This window comes from Caldanaerobius fijiensis DSM 17918 (genome assembly GCF_900129075.1).
GTDB lineage: Bacteria > Bacillota > Thermoanaerobacteria > Thermoanaerobacterales > Caldanaerobiaceae > Caldanaerobius > Caldanaerobius fijiensis.
Genome location: NZ_FQVH01000012.1, coordinates 35,256 through 56,104, shown reverse-complemented (window position 1 = coordinate 56,104; position 20,849 = coordinate 35,256). Strand labels below are relative to the sequence as shown.

21 protein-coding genes are annotated in these 20,849 nt (G+C 41.8%); all 21 read right to left on the bottom strand.

Features of this window, described 5'->3' with window-relative positions; translation table 11 throughout:
- Positions 1-4 precede the first annotated feature (4 nt).
- Positions 5-217, bottom strand: a complete 213-nt coding sequence (locus BUB87_RS06705; RefSeq protein WP_073343162.1) for a CLC_0170 family protein — start codon at positions 215-217, stop codon at positions 5-7.
- 76 nt (positions 218-293) lie between these two features.
- Positions 294-1,034, bottom strand: coding sequence for a nucleotidyltransferase family protein (locus BUB87_RS06700; RefSeq protein WP_073343159.1), 741 nt, complete (start codon positions 1,032-1,034; stop codon positions 294-296).
- A 13-nt stretch (positions 1,035-1,047) separates the two neighbouring features.
- Positions 1,048-1,719, bottom strand: coding sequence for a GntR family transcriptional regulator (locus BUB87_RS06695; protein WP_073343157.1), 672 nt, complete (start codon positions 1,717-1,719; stop codon positions 1,048-1,050).
- The gene (gene ispE, locus BUB87_RS06690; protein WP_073343154.1) at positions 1,712-2,569 is read right to left on the bottom strand and encodes a 4-(cytidine 5'-diphospho)-2-C-methyl-D-erythritol kinase; all 858 of its coding nucleotides are present in this window, start codon (positions 2,567-2,569) and stop codon (positions 1,712-1,714) included. Before ispE ends, BUB87_RS06695 begins: the two co-directional genes overlap by 8 nt.
- 106 nt (positions 2,570-2,675) lie before the next feature.
- Complete coding sequence (locus tag BUB87_RS06685) at positions 2,676-4,223, bottom strand: DUF3794 and LysM peptidoglycan-binding domain-containing protein (protein ID WP_073343152.1); 1,548 nt, start codon at positions 4,221-4,223, stop codon at positions 2,676-2,678.
- Between the two features lie 88 nt (positions 4,224-4,311).
- The gene (locus BUB87_RS06680; protein WP_073343149.1) at positions 4,312-4,581 is read right to left on the bottom strand and encodes a Veg family protein; all 270 of its coding nucleotides are present in this window, start codon (positions 4,579-4,581) and stop codon (positions 4,312-4,314) included.
- 64 nt (positions 4,582-4,645) lie between these two features.
- Complete coding sequence (gene yabG, locus BUB87_RS06675) at positions 4,646-5,545, bottom strand: sporulation peptidase YabG (RefSeq protein WP_073343147.1); 900 nt, start codon at positions 5,543-5,545, stop codon at positions 4,646-4,648.
- Between the two features lie 107 nt (positions 5,546-5,652).
- Positions 5,653-6,201: a stage V sporulation protein T gene (gene spoVT, locus BUB87_RS06670; RefSeq protein ID WP_073343145.1), complete on the bottom strand. Its 549-nt coding sequence runs from the start codon at positions 6,199-6,201 to the stop codon at positions 5,653-5,655.
- 95 nt (positions 6,202-6,296) lie between these two features.
- Positions 6,297-7,292 carry a peptidylprolyl isomerase gene (locus BUB87_RS06665; protein WP_073343141.1) on the bottom strand — a complete coding sequence of 332 codons (996 nt, stop codon included), beginning with the start codon at positions 7,290-7,292 and terminating at the stop codon, positions 6,297-6,299.
- 96 nt (positions 7,293-7,388) lie between these two features.
- The gene (gene mfd / locus BUB87_RS06660) at positions 7,389-10,892 is read right to left on the bottom strand and encodes a transcription-repair coupling factor (RefSeq protein WP_073343138.1); all 3,504 of its coding nucleotides are present in this window, start codon (positions 10,890-10,892) and stop codon (positions 7,389-7,391) included.
- Positions 10,882-11,271, bottom strand: a complete 390-nt coding sequence (locus tag BUB87_RS06655; protein ID WP_073343135.1) for a hypothetical protein — start codon at positions 11,269-11,271, stop codon at positions 10,882-10,884. The genes mfd and BUB87_RS06655 overlap by 11 nt, the downstream gene beginning before the upstream one ends.
- On the bottom strand, positions 11,262-11,837 hold the full coding sequence (gene pth / locus BUB87_RS06650) for an aminoacyl-tRNA hydrolase (RefSeq protein WP_073343132.1): 576 nt from the start codon (positions 11,835-11,837) through the stop codon (positions 11,262-11,264). Before pth ends, BUB87_RS06655 begins: the two co-directional genes overlap by 10 nt.
- 93 nt (positions 11,838-11,930) lie before the next feature.
- Positions 11,931-13,154 carry a S1C family serine protease gene (locus BUB87_RS06645; RefSeq protein WP_073343129.1) on the bottom strand — a complete coding sequence of 408 codons (1,224 nt, stop codon included), beginning with the start codon at positions 13,152-13,154 and terminating at the stop codon, positions 11,931-11,933.
- A gap of 64 nt (positions 13,155-13,218) precedes the next feature.
- Positions 13,219-14,145, bottom strand: a complete 927-nt coding sequence (locus tag BUB87_RS06640) for an SDR family oxidoreductase (RefSeq protein WP_073343127.1) — start codon at positions 14,143-14,145, stop codon at positions 13,219-13,221.
- Positions 14,142-14,684: an antiterminator LoaP gene (gene loaP, locus BUB87_RS06635; protein WP_073343124.1), complete on the bottom strand. Its 543-nt coding sequence runs from the start codon at positions 14,682-14,684 to the stop codon at positions 14,142-14,144. Before loaP ends, BUB87_RS06640 begins: the two co-directional genes overlap by 4 nt.
- A 74-nt stretch (positions 14,685-14,758) precedes the next feature.
- Positions 14,759-15,943, bottom strand: a complete 1,185-nt coding sequence (gene iadA, locus BUB87_RS06630; protein WP_073343121.1) for a beta-aspartyl-peptidase — start codon at positions 15,941-15,943, stop codon at positions 14,759-14,761.
- 40 nt (positions 15,944-15,983) lie between these two features.
- A complete protein-coding gene (locus BUB87_RS06625; RefSeq protein WP_073343118.1) occupies positions 15,984-16,754 on the bottom strand; it encodes a type III pantothenate kinase in 771 nt (256 codons plus the stop codon).
- 40 nt (positions 16,755-16,794) lie between these two features.
- Entirely contained in the window at positions 16,795-17,736 is a 942-nt protein-coding gene (locus BUB87_RS06620; protein WP_073343115.1) for a P1 family peptidase, read from the bottom strand.
- Positions 17,729-18,751: a biotin--[acetyl-CoA-carboxylase] ligase gene (locus BUB87_RS06615; protein WP_073343111.1), complete on the bottom strand. Its 1,023-nt coding sequence runs from the start codon at positions 18,749-18,751 to the stop codon at positions 17,729-17,731. Before BUB87_RS06615 ends, BUB87_RS06620 begins: the two co-directional genes overlap by 8 nt.
- Before the next feature lie 72 nt (positions 18,752-18,823).
- Positions 18,824-19,342, bottom strand: a complete 519-nt coding sequence (locus BUB87_RS06610; protein WP_073343108.1) for an ECF transporter S component — start codon at positions 19,340-19,342, stop codon at positions 18,824-18,826.
- Positions 19,343-19,673: 331 nt separating this feature from the next.
- Positions 19,674-20,840, bottom strand: coding sequence for a sodium ion-translocating decarboxylase subunit beta (locus BUB87_RS06605; RefSeq protein WP_073343105.1), 1,167 nt, complete (start codon positions 20,838-20,840; stop codon positions 19,674-19,676).
- Positions 20,841-20,849: the final 9 nt, after the last annotated feature.

The following is a 20,849-nucleotide window of genomic DNA, read 5'->3' as shown; positions in this document are numbered from 1 at the left end:
ACAATCACCTTAACCATATGCTCTTAATTATGTACATTGCACACGCAAAGACGATGTAAAAAAAACCTATTTTTCGAGCAATGCCTTCGTCTTTTTTTAATTCCTTCTTTTTGAGATTTTCCGTATCTATAAGTGCCAGAAAAATCCCCATACTCAACATCAGCAGCAACATATAGATGTCGAATCTCATCCTGATGTAATTTAAAATATTGTTCAACAATACCACCCTACATTAGATTGAACATTGTGCAAAAACTTTATGCATAAAAAAAACACCTTTCGGTGTTTTAAGTTCAAGCAGATTTTATATAATTTTCAGCCATTTCTACATCCGATAATTTGTCCACATCATTTCCTATTTCAGGATAATCTGAAATAATTGCCCTTGCATCTATGCCGAGCATATTTGAAACCCGCTCTTCAACTTTAGGTATGGTAAGCCTTCCTAACAAAAATTTCATCGTAAAAGACCACCCAAGCATCTTCACCAGTTTTATCGGTCTTTTACGGTTTTCTATAACCTGTTGAGCCTTATCCATAAGGTTATCTATAATCCTGGGATTCATATAAATTATATTGCCTCCGGTGAAAGTACCCTCTCGCAACCGAGCATACGTGCGCTTAGCTCCCGGGAATTTCTGTTTGTTTACTTCCTTCTTCACTATAGGGTAACAAAAGTCACCACCTATAGCTCTGGCCTTTTCCACAAAGTCCACAATGGCCTCAGGTGTTATCATCGGGATATCCGATGTCAAAACCAATACCCTTTCACTGTCGCCAAGATATTTTACGCCTAAAACCAGGTTGTCCATCATATTTTTGCCGCCGTTTATCACATGACAGATGTCATCTCCATTAAATAGAGGAGCCAAATTTTTCGCATTTCCCACAATGACTATCTTATCTACAATTCCTGTGGCCTTTAGCGCATCTGTCACATATAATATCATGGGCTTATTCCTAATCTTGAGTAGAGGCTTATTAGGGAGCTTGTCATCATCTCCACTGCCTGCCAATACAACGGCATTTAACATATATAAGACCTCCTTATTTATCCTGGCTCAATTCTTTTATTACCTCTCTCTGGATGCTCTCTACATGTTTTATAGCTAATTTTCTTGCCTGTTGAGCATTTCCCGTTTTAATGGCGTTTAAAAGTTCCCCGTGTTCTTCTACCAGTTTATTGGCTCTTTCACTCATATTTATATAGATTATCCTAAAACGGTGTATGTGTTCCTGTAAATTGGCCATAATTTGAATGAGCTTTTCGTTTCTCGATGCATTGAACACCGCATCGTGAAACTTCACATCACACTCTATTATACCCCGACTATCTCCTTTTTCTACATTCTCTTTAGTCTTTTTAAGTATTTCAGCCAGGTTATCTATCTCTTCCTTAGTTATCCTCTCTGCGGCCAGATAAGATGCGAGACCCTCTAACGTCTCTCTTACCTCAAAAACGTCAATGATATCTTTTAATGACACATCAGATACAAACGCACCTTTGCGAGGTACCATCACCACAAGGCCTTCCAGCTCCAATTTTCGTATTGCCTCTCTTACAGGTGTGCGGCTGACGCCCAATTTCTCTGCTAATTGCACCTCCATAAGCCGTTCACCCGGTTTCAGCTCGCCTGTTATAATCGCGCGTTTTATATGTTCAAAAACCAATTCCCTTAATGGTTTATAATTTTCCAGTTGAAACATTCCGTTATCCATTTGCACTCTCCTCATCAATAGTTTTTACTAAAAAGGTTAAATAATTGCGCTTTAATAGCCTGTACGCTTCCTGTGCAGCAAACTTATCCCTGTATATCCCGTAAACAGCAGTTCCGCTCCCACTCATAAGGGCAACCTCACATCCTGAATCTATAAGGGCTTTTTTGGCTTGTACAACCTCAGGACATATCTTCATCGTCACAGCTTCTAGCCCATTTGCCGCCAGCTTGCACACCTTTTTTAAATCGCCTTTTATGATGGCCTCAGCTTGGCCGCGAACATCAGGATGCACATGTTCTTTCAATTCATCATATAACTGATAAATGACCTTCGTAGACGCCGAAGCTCCTGGCTTTATCAACACTATATCCAGTTTAGGCGTGGGTAAAGGTACAATCTCCTCTCCAATACCCATGGCCAAACCCGTTCCGCCCTTTATGCAAAATGGCACATCAGCTCCAATCTCAAGCCCGATATTGCTTAAATCCTTATCGTTTAAATTCAAGCCATAGAGCTTGTTGATACCCTTTATCACAGCGGCTGCATCCGTACTCCCTCCTGCAAGGCCCGCTGCAACAGGTATGTGCTTTTGAATGTGAATTTTGATACCGCCTTGCAGCCTAAATCTTTTTATCATAAGCTCCGCGGCCTTATAGGCGATATTTCTGCTATCACATGGCAGCTTGATGCCCTCACATGTGAGCTGGATGCCGTTACTACTCTTTTCCAGCTGTACTACATCGTATAAGTTGATACTTTGCATTATAGTTTCTATGTGATGATAACCATCACTTCTTCTGTCCAGAACATTAAGCGAAAGATTAACTTTTGCATACGCTTTTATTTTCAATACAAACACCCTGTTATATTATTTTTCTTGTATATATTATACAACACATTTTTGAAAAAGTGTATATAAAAAAGTATCCCCTGAGGGAATACTTTTTAACTTTACGTTATTGGACGAATTTTTTTGGTATTAACAATTTTAACCCTGGCTTTACATCCTCTTCCTGTATACCGTTGGCATTCAAAATATCTTCCCTTGAAGTCCGATATCTCTTGGCTATACCCCACAGGTCATCGCCTTTCTGCACCATATAGACCGTTATACTGGCTCTTTCGGGTTGTGGGACATCCAGTTCTTCAATTGACGTAACCAGCTCTATATCCCTATCGGCAAAAACCGCCACACTTACATTCACCACGGATTTCAATTCCAATTGCCTTGAGGTCTTAAGCTCGTAAGTAAATTTATTCCCCAATATCTCAATGTCCGCAAACATATCTGATGTGGCGTCAGGAGCTTCTACAGCCATATTAAACGGAATCTCTTGCATGTCACCCGTTACCACCGTATCTCCTCCTGACGTCATGTATATTGCAGAAACTTGCAAAACACCATTAGAGATCACCTTGCCGTCTGACACGGTATAATCAATTATAACAGGCCTTGTATTGACATCGTATATGTTAGTAGCAGGCTCTGACAGATTTATAACCTCTCTTATCTCCACCTGTGACTCTTCTTTAGCTATAAGCTCTCTATACCTGTAAGTGCTTTTAGATAGCTGGGTGGCTCTCATCATACTGTATGCATCTGCTATAACATCCCTTATGTCTTCCATGCGAGCTTTAGCCACGCATTTTAAAAGTACCTCGGCACTTATTATCCTGTTCTTACCATCTGCATCCTGGGTAACTTTAAAGCTGGTATCATCAATGTAAAACTTAACATCGGCAAGCATCCCTTCATCTGCACCCTGTATTTCTGTCACTTGAACAAAGGGCAATTCGTACGCAACTTTTTCCAGTGGATGAACAGATTCGCCGGTATAATACATCACATTTAATGAAACATATCCTTCCGCTGTGACTCTGCCTGATGTCACCGCCACATTTTCTACAGCCACATTTACATCTGCCTTAAGGATTTCGTCTATGTCCAATTTGTTTTGAGGAAGTTCCAGCTCTTCCCGGACTATTTCCTGAGATACTCCTTGACCTACTGTGTTATTAATCTTTATGTCTTTTCTCAAGACCTGTATATCAGGCAATCCGGATATATCAGCTATCAAATCGATACTTTTCCTTTCTATCACCTTGATATTTAGATCCACCAATACGTTTAGTGAAATCTTACGGCTGTTTGATATACTGGCATCTGCGCTCTCAATATAATCTGACACCTCACATGTCATCCTGGCTTCAGCCCCTTTGATATCCACATACTGGGTATAAGGTATCTGAGCATCTATGCGTTCAATTAGCTTGTCTGTATCGCCTGTGTACAATACACTGCAATTTAACATCCCTTCAATAACAGCTTTACCCTGTATTATCTCGTGCCTTATTATATTGTTATAAGCTGAAACCGACAGTATCTTCTCCACATCCAGTTTTAAATCCCCTACAACTATGTCGTGGGAAATCAGCGCTTGAAATCTATTCTCACCAACGACCTGTTCTACTACTACATTTTCTTTTATCAGCTCTAATCCCATTCCATTCCCCTCCCCATGTATACTGTTATATAGTATGGTTCAGGGATAGAAAATATGACAAAAATTAAAGACCACTTAAATGGTCTTTTTATACACAGGCTATTTTTTTATTATCATTTATCAATGTAATCTCAATCGTCTCTGTCAATATATCTGAATAGCTAAAAGTAACTCTTCTGGTCAGACCTGGAGAATCCAGCTTGATAACAAAAATACAAGGGTATGTCTTCTCTAAAATTCCTTCTCTTATCACTGTTTTTTTCCGACCGCCATTGGTCTTCAGCTTAACCCTTTCGCCAATATGGCTGTCTATGTCTTTTTTTATGGCGATGAGAGCACTTTTATCCGCCACTAACATCACCTCTCTCTTTTAACTCTTTATATTTTAGCACACATTTTTTAAAAAGTCAAACTTTTTTAAATTAACTCTTCAATTTGTAATTTACATTAGGGATCCCATTCCTGTACTTTCCCCTTGTCTGCAAACCGCCAATCCCGCTTATCCCTGTTATTGTATTGGAAATAATATCTTTCGGCGATACTACATCATTTATGCTGGTATAAGCAATCTTCTCACATATAAAAACAGGATCAAGGGCGTGTATTAAAACCCTTTTTGGTGAACTGGCATAATTGGCACCTGCCTGTATCAAAGCCTCGTAATGGGATTGACATGCTCCTGCAAATATAACCAGATCATCCAGCGATGGTTCAAATTCTCTGGCCTTTTTTACAGCCTCTACAAAGTACCTGGAATTGCGGTAGCTGTTTAAATCATTATAATCATTCCTGTGCTTTATGATACCATCATGGCCTGTCAAAACCAAAATATCCGGTGTATAGGTCTTGAGCAAATCAAATACTACAACTGGCTGCTCTTTTTCTTCCACATTAACTCCTGCAACATTTACATTGAGCTGCCTATAAGTGTCAAGGCATATATTCAGATACTCCCTGTCACCATCTATGTGTAATACTTTGCCCGGTTTTGAAAATATCTCTTCCCCTCTAAATTCATCACTGCATTTTTTTTTTCGACTTCTTCTTCGCCTGCGAGCACTTTGCTGTGATTCCCGCTCTCTTAATATCTTGTTTATCATCTCTTCGGCCTGTCTCGAAAGTTCCTCGTCGAGTTCGCCCATTCTCGTCATGGGCTGCGGTTCCAGGTCGTCTCCCGGGGCATCTGCCATTATCCTTACATTGACACCTCGCAATATATAATTTTTTAATCCGCTTACGTTTAAAATATCGCATATCCTGAACAATATATCGCCATTATAGGATTTTCTTGTAACCAGATCACCGATATGAAATTCCTTCATCCAGGCCATCCCCCTTATCACCGCTTTTAAATTGTACCTTCTTAATAACAGTATATGTTTTCAGCTGCGCTTTGATATAAAAAAAAGAAGCAGTTTGCTGCTTCTTTTTAGTCTTCCATCTGTTTACCAAGAAAAGATGCCGCTGTTTCTGCTAATTTCATCTCCACTTCCCCCAGAGGTTCTCCGGCCTCCCTGGATTCAATGATAACCGCTCCTATGCACTCACCTCTTGACATGATCGGAACGATCACCTGAGAAAAAGGCTCCGTCTCCTCATCGCATATTTTAATAGCGTCGCCCTCTCCTCCATTACCCAGTATCACACCTTTTTTAACCATCATAAGCTTTTCCAGCTCAGGGCTTATGGACTTATCCATATACTCCTTCTTTGGCGCCCCAGCAACAGCTATGATGGAATCATTATCAGCAATATACACAGGGTGTTTTGTAGACTGATACAATGACTCTGCATATTGCTGGGCAAAATCACTTAACTCTCCAATCGGCGAATACTTCTTGAGTATAATTTCGCCTTCCCTATCTGTAAATATTTCTAACGGATCACCCTCTCGTATTCTAAGTGTACGCCTTATTTCTTTTGGAATAACTACTCTACCGAGGTCATCTATGCGCCTTACTATACCTGTTGCTTTCAAAACTGCAACCTCCTTTGAGTTAATAATTATTCAATTTACCATTAGTATTTATCTTTTACTAAAATTTATTCCAAAAGAAAACGTAATAAGGCGTATCACTTGCTTTCGACTTTTACACTGTCAATCACGCTTTGATTTTTCACTATCTTGGCATTTTTCCTCCATTGATTCAGTATCTTTTGATATTCGCTTTGTTTCTTTTGAGTTAAAAGCTTATTTCTTATTTCCTCTTTTACCTGGTTAAAAGATTGCTGGGGCATAATCTTTTTATCTGTAACCTTTATTATATGGTATCCAAACTTCGTCTTTACAGGCTGACTTATCTCCCCAGGTTTTAGTGCAAATGCAGCCTTTTCAAAATCCGGGTCCATCTGCCCGTAAGTAAATGTACCAAGATCCCCTCCATTGTCCTTGGTGGCAGTGTCAATAGAATATTCCTTTGCCAGCTGTGCAAAATCTGCTCCTTTTTTCAACTTCTGCTCTACCTCTTCAGCGGTCTTCTCATCATTGACCAGTATGTGGCTTGCAGTTACTGTGTCAGGTTTAAACTCCAGCTTGTGAGTATCATAATAATTTTTTTCTTCGGCTTCTGTAACCGTGACATTTGCTGTGAGCTTCTGCTGAAGCTTTTGGATCAATAACAATTTTTTATAGGTATCTCTGAGCTGCGCAGCCAGTTTATTTCTGCTCATTTTCTGGTCTTTAAGCATCTTATCAAAAGTATCTTTTCCCCCAGCATATGTCTCATACAAAGCTATCTGTTCATCAACCTTTTCGTTGACCTCTTGATTTGTAACCGTTATCCCTTCTTTTTTAGCTTGCTGTAATTGCAACTTTTGAAGTATTAAAGACTCCAAGACCACGGTCTTTAAGGAATCCCCCAGCTTCTGACCCTGATATTGGGCGCTCCAGTCCTGTTTGCCCTGGCTACTCTCAATGCTGGAAATCTGAGCATTCAGCTCCTTCTGAAACTCTGATTTTGTAATCGGCTCCCCATTTACTGTGGCTACGACGTTATTAGAACCACATCCAGTCAATAGCGACAAGATAATAGCAGCCGTAGCAAGGATAAAAGCTGCTTTTTTTATCAAACAAACCCACTCCTTCTAACTATTTATTATCGTGCAATAAACATAATTAATTATATATCACTATAGGTGTAAATACAATTTCATATTTGTTACAAATTATTGAGCCACCGCCACAGGCTGATCCTGTAGTTGTTTTAGCTTTACTAAAAAATCCTGTAATTCCTTTAACATCATAGAGGGCTTTTGCGATACCTTCAGCGAAATATAGGGTTTTTCTTCTGCATTATAATAAAGCCTGCTCTTATATTCTTTTAAAATATAATCAGGTAGATATATAGGATCTTTTAAATACAATACGACCATATCCCCTCTCTGGGTAATAGATACGATACCGGTACTCCTGGCAAGGCACTTTATATACGCAATAGTTATAAGGTTTCTGGTAACCTGCGGAACATCGCCAAACCTATCCAATAGCTCATCCTCTACATCCATGACATCATCTTTACTGCTTATAGCCGCTATCTTTTTATACATCTCCAGCCTCTGCTCTTCACCAGGGATATAATTTTCGTCGATATATGCGTTTACGCTCAAGTCTACACTTACCTCCACATCTTTCTCCACAGGTTCGCCCTTGAGTTCTTTTATGGCCTCCTCCATCAGCCGCATATACATATCATACCCCACAGACATCATATGCCCATGCTGTTCAGCCCCCAGTATATTCCCCGCTCCGCGTATCTCCAGATCCCTGAGTGCCAGTTTAAATCCCGACCCAAACTCAGTAAATTCCTTTATGGCTTCAAGCCTCTTTTCCGCTTCCTGAGATAGAACCTTGTCCTTTCTATACGTAAAATAAGCATACGCTAGCCTGTTGGATCTGCCCACGCGACCTCTTAACTGATATAGCTGAGAAAGGCCGAAATTATCAGCATCATATACGATTATGGTGTTTACATTAGGAATATCCAGCCCTGTTTCTATAATCGTGGTACACAGGAGAATGTCGTACTTGCCTTCGTAGAATTGCATCATGACATTTTCCAGCTGTTTCTCGCTCATCTGGCCATGGGCAACAGCTATGCTGGCTTCTGGTACCAGCTGTGCCAGATAGGTTGCCATGTTATTTATGCTTGCAACTCTATTGTAGACAAAATACACCTGTCCACCCCTGTTCAATTCCTTTAATATGGCGTCTCGAATGAGCGCATCATTGTATTCTACCACATAGGTCTGAACAGGGAATCTCTCTCCAGGAGGATTTTCCAGCACGCTCATATCTCTTATATTTAGCAATGACATATACAGCGTTCTAGGTATGGGTGTTGCCGTCAATGTCAGAACATCTACATTCTTTTTCAACTGCTTTATGCGCTCTTTATGCCTCACTCCGAACCTTTGTTCTTCATCTATTATGAGAAGACCCAGATCGTGAAATACAACGTCTTTCTGCAGCAGCCTGTGAGTACCTATGACCACATCTACGGTACCGTCTTTTATGCCTTTTATCGTTTCCTTCTGACGCTCTTTAGAGCGAAAACGGCTTAGCATATCTACCTTTATGGGGAAATCCTTAAACCTATTTGAAAATGTATTGTAATGCTGCTCAGCCAGTATAGTTGTAGGACATAAAACCGCAACCTGTTTGCCACTGATTGCCGCCTTAAACGCAGCTCTAATGGCCACTTCGGTTTTACCATACCCAACATCGCCACACAAAAGCCTGTCCATCACCTTGTCAGATTCCATGTCAGCTTTGACTTCTTCTATGGCCCTGAGCTGATCAGGTGTCTCCTCGTACGGAAATTGATCTTCAAATTGTCTCTGCCAGGGCGTATCCTGAGGATAGGCGTACCCTTTCATAGCACTTCTTTCTGCATAGAGCTTTATCAATTCTGAGGCTATATTTTTTATAGACTGTTTGACCTTACTCTTGGTCCTGGCCCATTCGCTTCCGCCCAGCTTGCTGAGCTTAGGCGGTGCATCTTCTGAGCCGATGTATTTCTGTATCATGTCCAGCTGATCTACTGGCACATATAGCTTGTCAGCGCCAGCGTACTGTATATAAAGGTAATCCCTTGTGACACCATCGACCTGAATTTTATTTATTCCAACATATCTTCCGATACCATGATTTACGTGAACCACATAATCACCAGGTTTTAATTCAGCAAAGCTTTTTATACGTCCCTCTTTCTTTACAATAAAGCTTCTCTTTTTTCTCGCTGTCCCGAAAATCTCTTCATCGCTTACTACCACAAATCGAATATCGGGGTACTCGAAACCATTGCTGAGAGTCCCGGGCACCACTATCACTTGGCCCTTTTGAATATTCCCCTCTGCCTTTTCTCTGTACTGGCACCTTATGCCTTCACGTATAAGGTTATCGCAGAGAGATACTCCTCTGTTCTGGTCTCCTGACAGTAAAACTACTCTGTAATTCATATTCTGCCATACATTTAATTCATCCACCAGCATATCCATTTTATAATGAAACGGATGCATACTTCTGGCAGTAAAACTCACAAAGCTCTTAGGTGAAAAGCCGCTTAAAGACCTCATAAATGGATTATAAATCACTACGGGGCCGGATTGTATCCTCGAAGCCACCTCATCATATGGAGCCATAAGAGATGCCTGTCCAGGAAGCACCTCACCTTTTTGGAGAAATGTTTTAAAATCTTCCTGGAACTCAAACATATGAGCTTCTGCTGTCTGTTTTATCTTGTCAGGCTCGTCTACAAATATAATGGCATCCCCTATATAGTCCAGCAGCGTAGCAGTATCAGCAAAGAAATAATTTATAAAAAGATCTATATCAGCAAAATCAGCTCCATTTTCCAATCGCTCTATATACTCGCTGATTTTATCCGACAACCTTTGGGCCGCATCAGGTACATGTACTTTGAGTTTTTCTACCTGCTTGCTCAACTCTTTTGATATGACATCTGTGGCCCTTTTTATATCGTCCTGTGTTACCATCAACTCTCTGGAGGGGAAAAGCCTGACGCTATCCACTACATCTTCCGTGCGCTGTGATACAACATCAAAGATCCTTATAGAGTCGATTTCATCATCAAACAGCTCCACCCGGTAAGGTTTCTCCTCTGTTATCGGGAAGAAATCCACAATTCCACCTCTAATGCTAAACTGCCCTTTACCTTCGATCATATCCACTCTTTCATACCCCATAGACACAAGATCAGCCGCAAATTTGCTCAGGTCTAAGGTATCCCCTATTTTTAAGGTTTTAAGCGCTTGTTTAAATCTATCCGGTGGTGTAAGCCTGTTAAGCAATGACTTTATAGAAGCCACAATTATCATATCGTCGCCGTACAACAGTTTCTCAATAACTGATAACCTTTTCTCCGTTAACTCATTGCTCTTCGCATCAGTCTTATAGAACATGATCTCTTTTGATGGGAAGTATCCTACATTATCCGTAAAAAACGCAAAATCCCCTGCAATCTTTCTGGCGTGTAATTCATCCTGTGCAATATACAATATCCTTTTGCCCGTAATGCGGCTTATGGCATAAGCCACGTGCACCCTCTGAGTATCCGTAAGCCCGGTAGCAAGCACAGGGGTATTGCCGCTGGTCAGGTCATTTAGAAGTGCATTAAATTCCTTTAATTCTTTAAGTGGTTCAATCAGCAATATTTTTACCTCCCATCATAATAATGTTCCAAAGGGAATGAATAAATGCAACCATGATTACCGCATATATTATCCCTGCAGATGTGCTGAGCTTTAATGTAATATAACCAAAAATGCCATGGGTTACAACGCTCAGGGCTGCAGATCTGGCATTGACCTTTTTCCCGGCATTAAAATAATCATAAATGCCTTCAGCCACACCAAATACAGTGTGGCTCAAAACAACATCAGTGCCTATGGATATGGCAATATATGTCTTCAAAAATTCTTCTATAAAGGGCGCAGCCAACGTAACCGAATACCTGGGTGTGAACCTGGATATAACAATGTTGATGACATACGCTGCCCCTGCAGCCATAGTACCCGCTATCACCCACATATCTGCAACCCATTAAACCTATTCATAGCTTCATAAACAGAATCTTTTATGATGGTTTCAATGGCATCACAGGCGAGATCAATGGCACAATCTACCTTTCTGCGCTCATCGCTGGAGAAATGACCCAATACATGGGCAATCATATCACATCCATCCGCAGGCGTTCCTATTCCCACCCTCACCCTTGGAAACTCTTCGCTTTCAAGGTGATATATGATGGACTTCATGCCGTTATGGCCTCCAGCGCTGCCTTTTCGCCTCACCCTGATCCTCCCTATATCCAGATCCACATCGTCATAGACTATAATTACCCTTGATAATGGCAAAGCCAAATCTCTTACCGCATCAATAACAGACCTTCCGCTTTCATTCATATAAGTGGACGGTTTGAGGAGTATAACGTCTTCGCCTTTATAACTACCTTTGCCTGTAAGCCCTTTATACTTTATATCCTTTACAGGTATAGACCATCTTTCGGACAATCTATCTACTACATCAAAACCAACATTATGCCGGGTTCCCTGGTATTGAGAACCCGGATTGCCTAAGCCAACGATCAAATACATTCAAAGTCCTCCGTCAATCAAATAGTTTATGTCAATCAAGCAATTATATTATATAGTGTTGTGTGAAATAATGCAAATTATCATACTGGAATCTTACTGCGCCTGGATCAATTTGATCCTGAGATTCAAACTCTTGCCTCCCCTCCAAACCGTCACAGTTACTACATCTCCTACTTTATGTTTTTCTATTATGCTCTGGAGTTGCTGTATTGTTTTAGTTACATTGCCATCCACAGCTGTTATCACATCGCCAGGCCTTAGACCCACCATCTCTGCCGGAGACCCTGGCTGTACCTGCTGTACATATATACCTACAGGCATATTATAGGCCTTGGAAAGCTCAGGAGTTACAGTAGCTCCCATTATACCAATCATAGGCCTTTGTATTTTGCCATATTTAATGAGGTTCTCTATAATCGGCTTCGCAGCGTCAATAGATATAGCAAACCCCATGCCTTCTACATTTGTGCCCTGATTGCCAAATATGCCAAAAGGATCCGATTGTGAACCTGTACTTGTAAGCTTAATGCTGTTTATACCTATAACTTCACCCTTATAGTTCACCAGTGGACCGCCGCTGTTTCCCGGATTTATGGCTGCATCTGTCTGTATAAGGGGTAAACTCTCAGCATCAGTATCCAATTTGCGGTTTAATCCCGATATTACACCTACCGTAACGGTATCCGCAAAAGCATCTCCCAATGGATTACCAATAGCTACTGCCAATTCTCCTACCTGTAACTCCGAAGAATTGCCCAGCTTTGCTGCAGGCAACCCTGTAGCATTTATCTTTAAAACCGCCAGATCCGTCCTGGCATCCGCTCCTATCACCTGTGCCCTGTACTGTTTTCCCTGAGTGGTCTTTACCATAACGACAGTAGCACCGTCAATGACGTGATTATTGGTGACGATATATCCGTCAGGACTTATTATTATACCCGATCCGCTGCCCTGCTCTACCAGTTTGTTCTGGAAGCCATTAGAAACATATACGTTATTGGTAATGCCTACGACAGAAGGGGATACCTGTTTTGCTATCTGAACTACCAGGTCCCACGGATTAGTACCACCATTAAGGTTTAATGTCACTGGCTTGAAATTAGGCTGCAATATGGCTGTCTTCGTAGGCTGGTCAGGTGTAAGATAAGGCGCAGCATATGTTACTATTAATCCCCCTATAATTGCACCTATTAATGTCGTTACGAGGTACTTGCTAAACAGGTTCTTTATAAATCCTCTAAAGCCCTTTCTCTTTCTAACAGGCCTTATCTCGGCCATCATGTCCGTATAATTTTCATCATTAAAACCATTGAACATCCAAAATACCTCCTTTTCTTTTTGATTCCAGTTATAATTATAAGAGATATTTTTGACAAAACTATTAACGAACTGTAAATATATTATGATAATATTCTACGGTCTCTTTTAAGCCTTGCTCAAGGCGGTATTTTGGCTGCCAGTTCAATAGTTCTTTTGCCTTTTTATTATCAAGGTAACTATTTCTTATATCACCTTGTCGAGGGGGTTGATACTCGGGATTTTGATCTGACATGATTATCTCTTTTAAAATATTAAAGAGATAGTTGATCGTCACACACCTGTTCGTACTTATATTTAATATTTCACCATCTCCCGCATTTAAAGCCTTATAATTGGCTTCAGCCACATCTTTTACGTATATAAAATCTCTGGTTTGTTCACCATCGCCATATATAACAGGTCTTTTGCCGTGTAAAAGCCTGTCTATAAAAATAGCTACAACTCCGCCTTCGCCCGTATAATCCTGCCTTGGCCCATAGACATTGGCATATCTCAGCACGGTATAATTCAAACCATACAGCTCGCGGTAGACATACAGGTAATGTTCAACAGCGTGCTTTGTTATACCATAAAAAGACAATGGCTGCACCCTATGGGATTCATCTATGCCAAGGTATAAAGGATTGCCATAGACCGCAGCTGATGAGGCGTACACAATCTTCTTTACCCCATAATGCACACACTGCTGCAAAAGGTTCACTGTTCCAAGAATATTGACAGACGCATCATATACCGGATCTTTTATAGATCTTTGCACATCGATTTGAGCAGCGTGATGTATAACAAACTCAGGTCTTTCCTTTTCAAAGATATCTTTTATTCCCTCATCCCTTATATCTATTTTATAAAACCGGGCTGCCTTGTTGATGTTCTCCTTTTTCCCCGTTATAAGGGAATCCACTACGATTACATCGCAACCTTTATCTATCAACAAGTCCACCAAATTGGAACCAATAAAACCCGCTCCACCTGTCACCAATACCTTCATAAACTTTCAACTCCCTTATCTGTATCATCCATAGCCCCTTCCAGTTGCTGCACACCCAGTTGTACGACCCTGGGTTCCCCCATGATACTTATCCTCACGCGGGCTCTGTGTTTTCTCTTGTCAATATCAATAATATGCCCTTCAAGGCCTTTAAGCGGGCCATCGATCACCTTTACAAAACCACCTATATATACAACTGTAGAATAATCAATCACTTCTGATTTTTCCGTAAGAGATAAGACGACTTTCATCTCATCAGCAGGAACAGGAACGGGATAGTAATCATTCTTCAGGACACCGATGACCCCCGGTATCTCTACTATCCTGTAGTAATTCACATCATTCATATCAATATATATAAATACATATCCGGGAAAAACTGTCTTCAAGGTCACGACCTTCTGGCCTTTTCTTCTTTCTACCAGCTTTCTCCTCGGTACCAACACCCTAACATTTTCGTCAGCCAATTGAGTATCCAGTAGATATTTTACATTGAGCTCATTGCCGCTTTTAGTATATATGACATACCAATCTTCCATACCACACCCTGGAAAGTCCAGGCCTCCTCTCCCAATCTATTCCGCTTCTATTATAGCATAGCAGACGTGTCATATCATGTCGCCTGGTGGGTGAAAGTAAAACTTTTTAGAACCTGTCTTTCTTTAATCATCCATTGACCCCTAGCCATTACTGTATCAATCTCCAGATCTCCTTTATTTAATACCACTATGTCTGCATCACAGCCAGCCTTTATAACCCCTTTATTATTAAGCTTCAAAACCCTCGCTACATTTGACGTTATGGTCCTCAAAGCTAACTCTAGAGGCACCTTCTCCCTCAACACTGCATCCTGAAATGCCTTATGCAGCGTATTAAGGCTTCCAATCCCAATCCCTACCAGCTTTCCGCTGTCATCAAACATAGGTGTACTTCCATTGCCATCAGAACTCATGGTTATATTATCAATGTTTACACCGCTCTCCAGCATCAACCTTATGGCTTCGCTGGGATTTATAGCATCTCTGTCTTCTCCTTTTAAATTTATGCTTGCGGTTATATCGACAATGCCACCCATAAGTGCAAACTTTATACCATCGCTGAAAAGGGCTTTATTCCTATTTAAATGGGTCGGCACATACTGGGTTATAGGTATCTCTGAAACCTCTAGCATCTCAAAGAGCTGGCTCAATTTTCGCTTGCCATCACCTATGTGCATATGTAATACCCCTGCCTTGCCCGATAAAAGACCTCCTACCCTGGCCTCTGACGCTAGCTTTAATAAATCATCCACCGTAGGTTGTGCCGAGCGGTGATCAGATACAGCTATCTCTCCTATTCCCAGCACTTTGTCTATTAAGATAATATCATTTCTAGGATTTTCCGTCAATGACCTGGCAGGCACCTGATACGAACCGGTGTATATATATGCCGTTATGCCCTCTTCTTCCAGCGCTCTGGCTTTTGCTAGAAGGCTGGACATATGCCTTGTGGTCCCATCTGTCCCTAAAAGACCAACGACTGTAGTAATGCCCGCTGTAACAATATGGCCAGGATGGATTTCAGGCGTCCTGGTGCTAAAGCCTCCCTCACCGCCACCACCTATTATATGCACATGCTGATCTATGAAACCCGGAACTAATATTTTGCCCATAAAATCCACGGTTTCACACTCTAAAAAACCCTCGGGAATAGTTATATTATCGCCTATTTTAGCAATCTTTTCGCCAAATAAGAGGATATCTTTTTTTCCCAGGTACTCTGGCGCATATACCTCTGCATTTTTTAGTAATTTAAACATATTCTCACCTCTTATTTAGCTTGCCGGTTTTTAGCCCAAATCATGTATTGCGCTCATATATCAACCTGAGCCCTTCCAGCGTAAGAAGACTGTTCACTTCGTTGATAGTTTTCGACTCTTCTGCTACCATCCTGGCCAATCCTCCCGTAGCCACGACAAAGGGTTCTTTGCTACCATCCAATTCCCTTTTCATTCTTTCAACAATACTGTCTACAAGGCCTACATACCCGTACACAAGCCCTGCCTGCATAGCCTCAACAGTGGACTTCCCAATGACGTGATCAGGCTTTACCAGCTCTACCCTCGGAAGCTTGGCAGCTCTCTGGAAAAGAGCTTCAGCTGATATTAAAATACCCGGTGCAATGGCTCCACCCAGATACTCACACCGCTCTGTCACAGCACAGAAGGTCGTAGCCGTTCCAAAATCCACGATGATTACAGGCCCACCATAAAGTTCATATGCAGCTACCGCGTTTACAATCCTATCAGCTCCCACTTCTCTGGGATTGTAATACTTTATGTTAAGCCCCGTCTTAATACCTGGGCCCACGATCATAGGAGTCTTGTGTATGTATTTTATGATGGCAGCTTCAAAGGTGTGCATAATAGGAGGCACCACCGACGATATAATCACTGCATCCACGTCGTTTACAGAAAGCCCTTTATCGGCAAAAAGACTTTTTATGAGTATACCAAATTCGTCAGAGGTCTTTCCCCTATCTGTGGAAATCCTCCACGACTGTAATAACTTTTTCCCATCGTATACCCCAAATACGATGTTAGTATTTCCTATATCAAATGCCAGCAGCATAAAAACCCTCCTTTATATTTTTTGAGTACAGCAAGGCCAATCACGCATACTTTACAGCATTTATTACAGCGCGCCTGACAACCTCCACGGCTGCGCAGCATATAGACAAAAACAAAGCATCAGATACCTGACCCTTTATACCCGTAGACAGCGCAAACATGGTATCGCCATCATTCATGGTATGAACGGGCCTTATAGCCAGAGCCAGCCCATCGTGGGAGATGGCTGCAAGCTTATTGGCCTGCTCCTTTGTCAGAGCACCATCTACCGCCACAACTCCTATGGTAGTATTGCTTTCGACTTGTGACCTGTCCAGCCAGTCAGCTTTATTTATCCACCCGGCCTTATTTATAAGGTATTCTGTCGTGTTTATAAAGCCGTCCTCTCCTTTAGCACCGGCTATTATCCTTTCGCCATCGTACACATCTCCCAGGGCATTTACCACCACAAGAGCACCGACCATTATATCTCCTACTGATATAGAAGCGGTTCCTATGCCGCTTTTACAGGCGCGTTCCATACCCAGAATTTTGCCCACAGTAGCACCTGTACCAGCTCCTATAGAACCCTGCTTTATAACGCCATCTACAGCGTCAAGGCATGCGCTATAACCCATAGCTTCATCAGGCCTGACTTTTGGATCTCCTATGCCAAGATCATATATTACCGCAGCCGGAACAATAGGGACTTTCGCATAACCTGTGTCAAAGCCTATGTTTCTTTCCTCAAGATACCTCATGACACCCGCTGCAGCATTGAGGCCAAAAGCGCTACCCCCTGCAAGCAAAACAGCATGAACCCGCTGTACCAGGTTGGTAGGGCGCAAAAGATCTGTCTCTCGGGTACCCGGGGCCGATCCCCTCACGTCTACACCTCCCACAGCGCCGTTTTCGCACAACACCACAGTGCACCCCGTCATAGCATTGTAATCTGAAGCATGTCCCACTTTTATTCCTTTTACATCGGTTATGGCATTATACATAGCCCAACACCCCTCTAACAGAAACTTCACCAGCAATCACCGCTTGCCTGCTGCCGTCTTCTCTCTCCACAATAAGAGCCCCTCTGTCGTCGATGTCGACTGCTATGGCATCAAATCCTCCACCTTTAGTTATAATTCTGACAGATTTGCCTAAAGTAACAGACAATTTTTTGCATTCTCTTATTATATCGGCAACCTCTCCACTTAAAAATTTTTCATACAGCATCTCAAAATGGTTAAGCACTTCAGCCAATAAATGCTTCCTGTCGATAAGACCCTTGGTATCATTTCTTGCTTTATGTGTTCCAATCTTCCTGTATTCTATCAAAAGTGATGTAGCCACATCTTTTAATTCATCCGGAAATTTTTCCGTATTTACATTTATTCCTATACCCACCACTACATAATTTACACAATCCATTTCTGCGTTTAACTCCGTCAATATTCCACATACCTTTTTGCCGTCTATTATCACATCGTTGGGCCACTTAATTCCTGGAGTAATTCCAGTAACACTTTTTATAGCTCTTACTACCGCGAGGGCCGCCACATGGGTGATAAGTGGTGCATCCTGCGGCAATATATCAGGCTTCAAATAAAGGGACATCCAGATACCTTTATTCCTCGGCGACTCCCACGATTTTCCGGTTCTGCCCCTCCCCGCCGTCTGTTCCTCGGCTATGACCAATGAGCCTTCAGGTGTATCTTGGGGAAGGGATTTTGCCATCGTATTGGTAGAGTCCACCGATTTTCGATATATGTAATTCCTGCCTATGTACTTTGTTTTCAAGTAAGGTCCGACTTCATCATAAGTAAGTATATCAGGCTCTTTGACCAGCATATACCCCCTTTTTGTAGAGGATTGTATGACATAACCCATTTCTCTCAAGACATTGACGTGCTTCCATACAGCTGTCCTGGATACTCCCATCATCTCACAGATCTCCTGCCCTGAGACATAATTCCCTTTGTTCTCTTTTAACATCTTAAGCAATAAATTAATATCTTCTGCCATATCTATACGCCTTCCCCATATATCGTATATAAAAATTATAAGAGCAGGCTAAAAAGCCTGCTTAAATCTCTTTCAACCATTCGCTCTAGCTCTATTTACTGCTTTTACGATGGCTGTCGTCAGCAACACAGCAACGATTATCTCAAATATGCCATTTTTCAAAGCAATGCCCCACGCCACCTGAGGCGTTAAATACTTCAGCATTACTGCCGTCGTCAGGACACCTACGGTATTTGTGAGGGTTCCTGCTACAGCAGCCAGCGGAGTACTCTTGGTCCACCGGTACACGAAGTATGCAATGATCCCTATCAGTAGTCTTGGAATAATAGCAACCCTTGGATCGGCAAATAATGGAGTGGTTGATCTCAAAAAGCTAGTAAGTCCAAAAATTAAACCGATAGCAGCACCTACGTACGGTCCCTCCAACACCGCGCCTATAATAGCAGGTATGTGCATCGTCGTAGCAGACGCTATCCCCAGCGGTATATAACCCAGTGGCGTCATGCTCAACACGACAGATAATGCTGACAACAGACCCGCCGTCGTCAGTTGCCTGGTCTTAACCTGTGACCTGGCGTTACTTTTAATCATACATAGCACCTCCGTTCCAGTTCCTTTTTAGGATACCGGACGACCCTAAACTGATATAAATCCTCAATTTACGCATCGTCCTGTCCGGCTCATTGCGATGCCGGCAATTATATTATACATTTAATGCTGAGATTATTCAACTATATTTGAAAGTTTATGTCAAGTACAAGTTCCCAATTCTCTTTTGTTTTATTCTTCCTTCTTTTTAGCCACTTTTATAACTTCCTTGTACTTCTTTAAAACCATAAAACTTCAAAGGCCTCATCTTTTAAGGATGAGACCTTTGAAACCATTTTATAAGAATAATTACCATACTAGAACTTTATCAACATTAATGTCCAAATATCGACAAAAACACACCTGCTGCTACAGCTGTACCTATTACGCCCGCAACATTTGGACCCATAGCGTGCATCAGTACGAAATTGCCAGGTCTTGCCTTTTGTGCTTCAACCTGAGACACCCTTGCCGCCATAGGAACAGCTGAAACACCGGCAGAGCCTATAAGCGGATTGATTTTGCCTCCTGATATCCAGTTCATTATCTTGCCCAGTATAACACCGCCTGCGGTGGATACCGCAAAAGCCACAAGACCAAGAGCTATGATACCTAGTGTCTTTGGATTTAAGAATCTTTCAGCGCTGGCCGTAGCTCCTACTGATGTACCTAAGAATATGACGATTATATTGTTGAGCTCATTTTGAGCGGTCTTTGATAGCCTCTCTACAACCCCTGACTCTCTAAACAGATTGCCCATCATAAGCATACCTATAAGGGGCGCCGCCGGAGGCAATATCAAAGAAACCAGTATGGTCACGACAATAGGGAATATGATCTTTTCTGTCTTGGATACAGGCCTTAACTGTTCCATCACGATTTCCCGTTCTTCCTTGGTAGTAAGGAGTCTCATAATGGGTGGCTGTATAATTGGCACCAGGGCCATATAGGAATAAGCAGCAACAGCTATAGGTCCCAGCAAATGTGGCGCCAACCTTGTAGTTAGATAAATGGCTGTAGGACCATCAGCTCCGCCTATAATCCCTATAGCTGCTGCTTCTTTCATGGTATAACCAAGAAAGATTGATGCCACATTAAATGTTATGAATACACCTAGCTGGGCTGCTGCACCCATGAGTATACTTAACGGATTGGCTATAAGGGGGCCAAAATCCGTCATAGCACCAACGCCGAGGAATATGAGCGGTGGAAATATGCCTAAAAAGTCCCCTTGATAAAGGTAATAGAGTAGCCCGCCTACGCTTTTAAGTACCGGAAGCCCATCTTTACCTATCTCATATGTAGGAGGCTGCATCAGCCCGGCCAGGGGCAGGTTAGCCAATAACATGCCAAATGATATAGGCAAGAGCAAAAGTGGCTCATATTTTTTTGCTACAGCAAGGTAAATAAGTATTAGCGACACCAAGATCATTACTATATGTCCCCATGAAATCGAAGCAAAACCGCTCTGATTCCAGAGGTCGATAAGTGCTTGTAACATAGAACTATT

Coding starts and splice junctions, on each gene's coding strand:
- BUB87_RS06605 (WP_073343105.1), bottom strand. CDS start 20,840: ATGTTACAAGCACTTATCGACCTCTGGAATCAGAGCGGTTTTGCTTCG.
- BUB87_RS06615 (WP_073343111.1), bottom strand. CDS start 18,751: ATGGCAGAAGATATTAATTTATTGCTTAAGATGTTAAAAGAGAACAAA.
- loaP (WP_073343124.1), bottom strand. CDS start 14,684: ATGGAAGATTGGTATGTCATATATACTAAAAGCGGCAATGAGCTCAAT.
- BUB87_RS06620 (WP_073343115.1), bottom strand. CDS start 17,736: ATGTATAATGCCATAACCGATGTAAAAGGAATAAAAGTGGGACATGCT.
- BUB87_RS06640 (WP_073343127.1), bottom strand. CDS start 14,145: ATGAAGGTATTGGTGACAGGTGGAGCGGGTTTTATTGGTTCCAATTTG.
- BUB87_RS06655 (WP_073343135.1), bottom strand. CDS start 11,271: ATGTGGGTGATAGCGGGTACTATGGCTGCAGGGGCAGCGTATGTCATC.
- BUB87_RS06625 (WP_073343118.1), bottom strand. CDS start 16,754: ATGCTGCTGGCATTTGATATAGGAAATACTAACATCGTATTTGGGGTA.
- BUB87_RS06680 (WP_073343149.1), bottom strand. CDS start 4,581: ATGTTAGTGGCGGATAAAAGTGCTCTCATCGCCATAAAAAAAGACATA.
- pth (WP_073343132.1), bottom strand. CDS start 11,837: ATGTATTTGATCGTTGGCTTAGGCAATCCGGGTTCTCAATACCAGGGA.
- BUB87_RS06695 (WP_073343157.1), bottom strand. CDS start 1,719: ATGGATAACGGAATGTTTCAACTGGAAAATTATAAACCATTAAGGGAA.
- BUB87_RS06610 (WP_073343108.1), bottom strand. CDS start 19,342: ATGATTAAAAGTAACGCCAGGTCACAGGTTAAGACCAGGCAACTGACG.
- iadA (WP_073343121.1), bottom strand. CDS start 15,943: ATGTTTAAATTACTAAAAAATGCAGAGGTATATGCGCCAGAGTACCTG.
- BUB87_RS06700 (WP_073343159.1), bottom strand. CDS start 1,034: ATGTTAAATGCCGTTGTATTGGCAGGCAGTGGAGATGATGACAAGCTC.
- BUB87_RS06645 (WP_073343129.1), bottom strand. CDS start 13,154: ATGTTCAATGGTTTTAATGATGAAAATTATACGGACATGATGGCCGAG.
- BUB87_RS06685 (WP_073343152.1), bottom strand. CDS start 4,223: ATGGGATTAGAGCTGATAAAAGAAAATGTAGTAGTAGAACAGGTCGTT.
- yabG (WP_073343147.1), bottom strand. CDS start 5,545: ATGAAGGAATTTCATATCGGTGATCTGGTTACAAGAAAATCCTATAAT.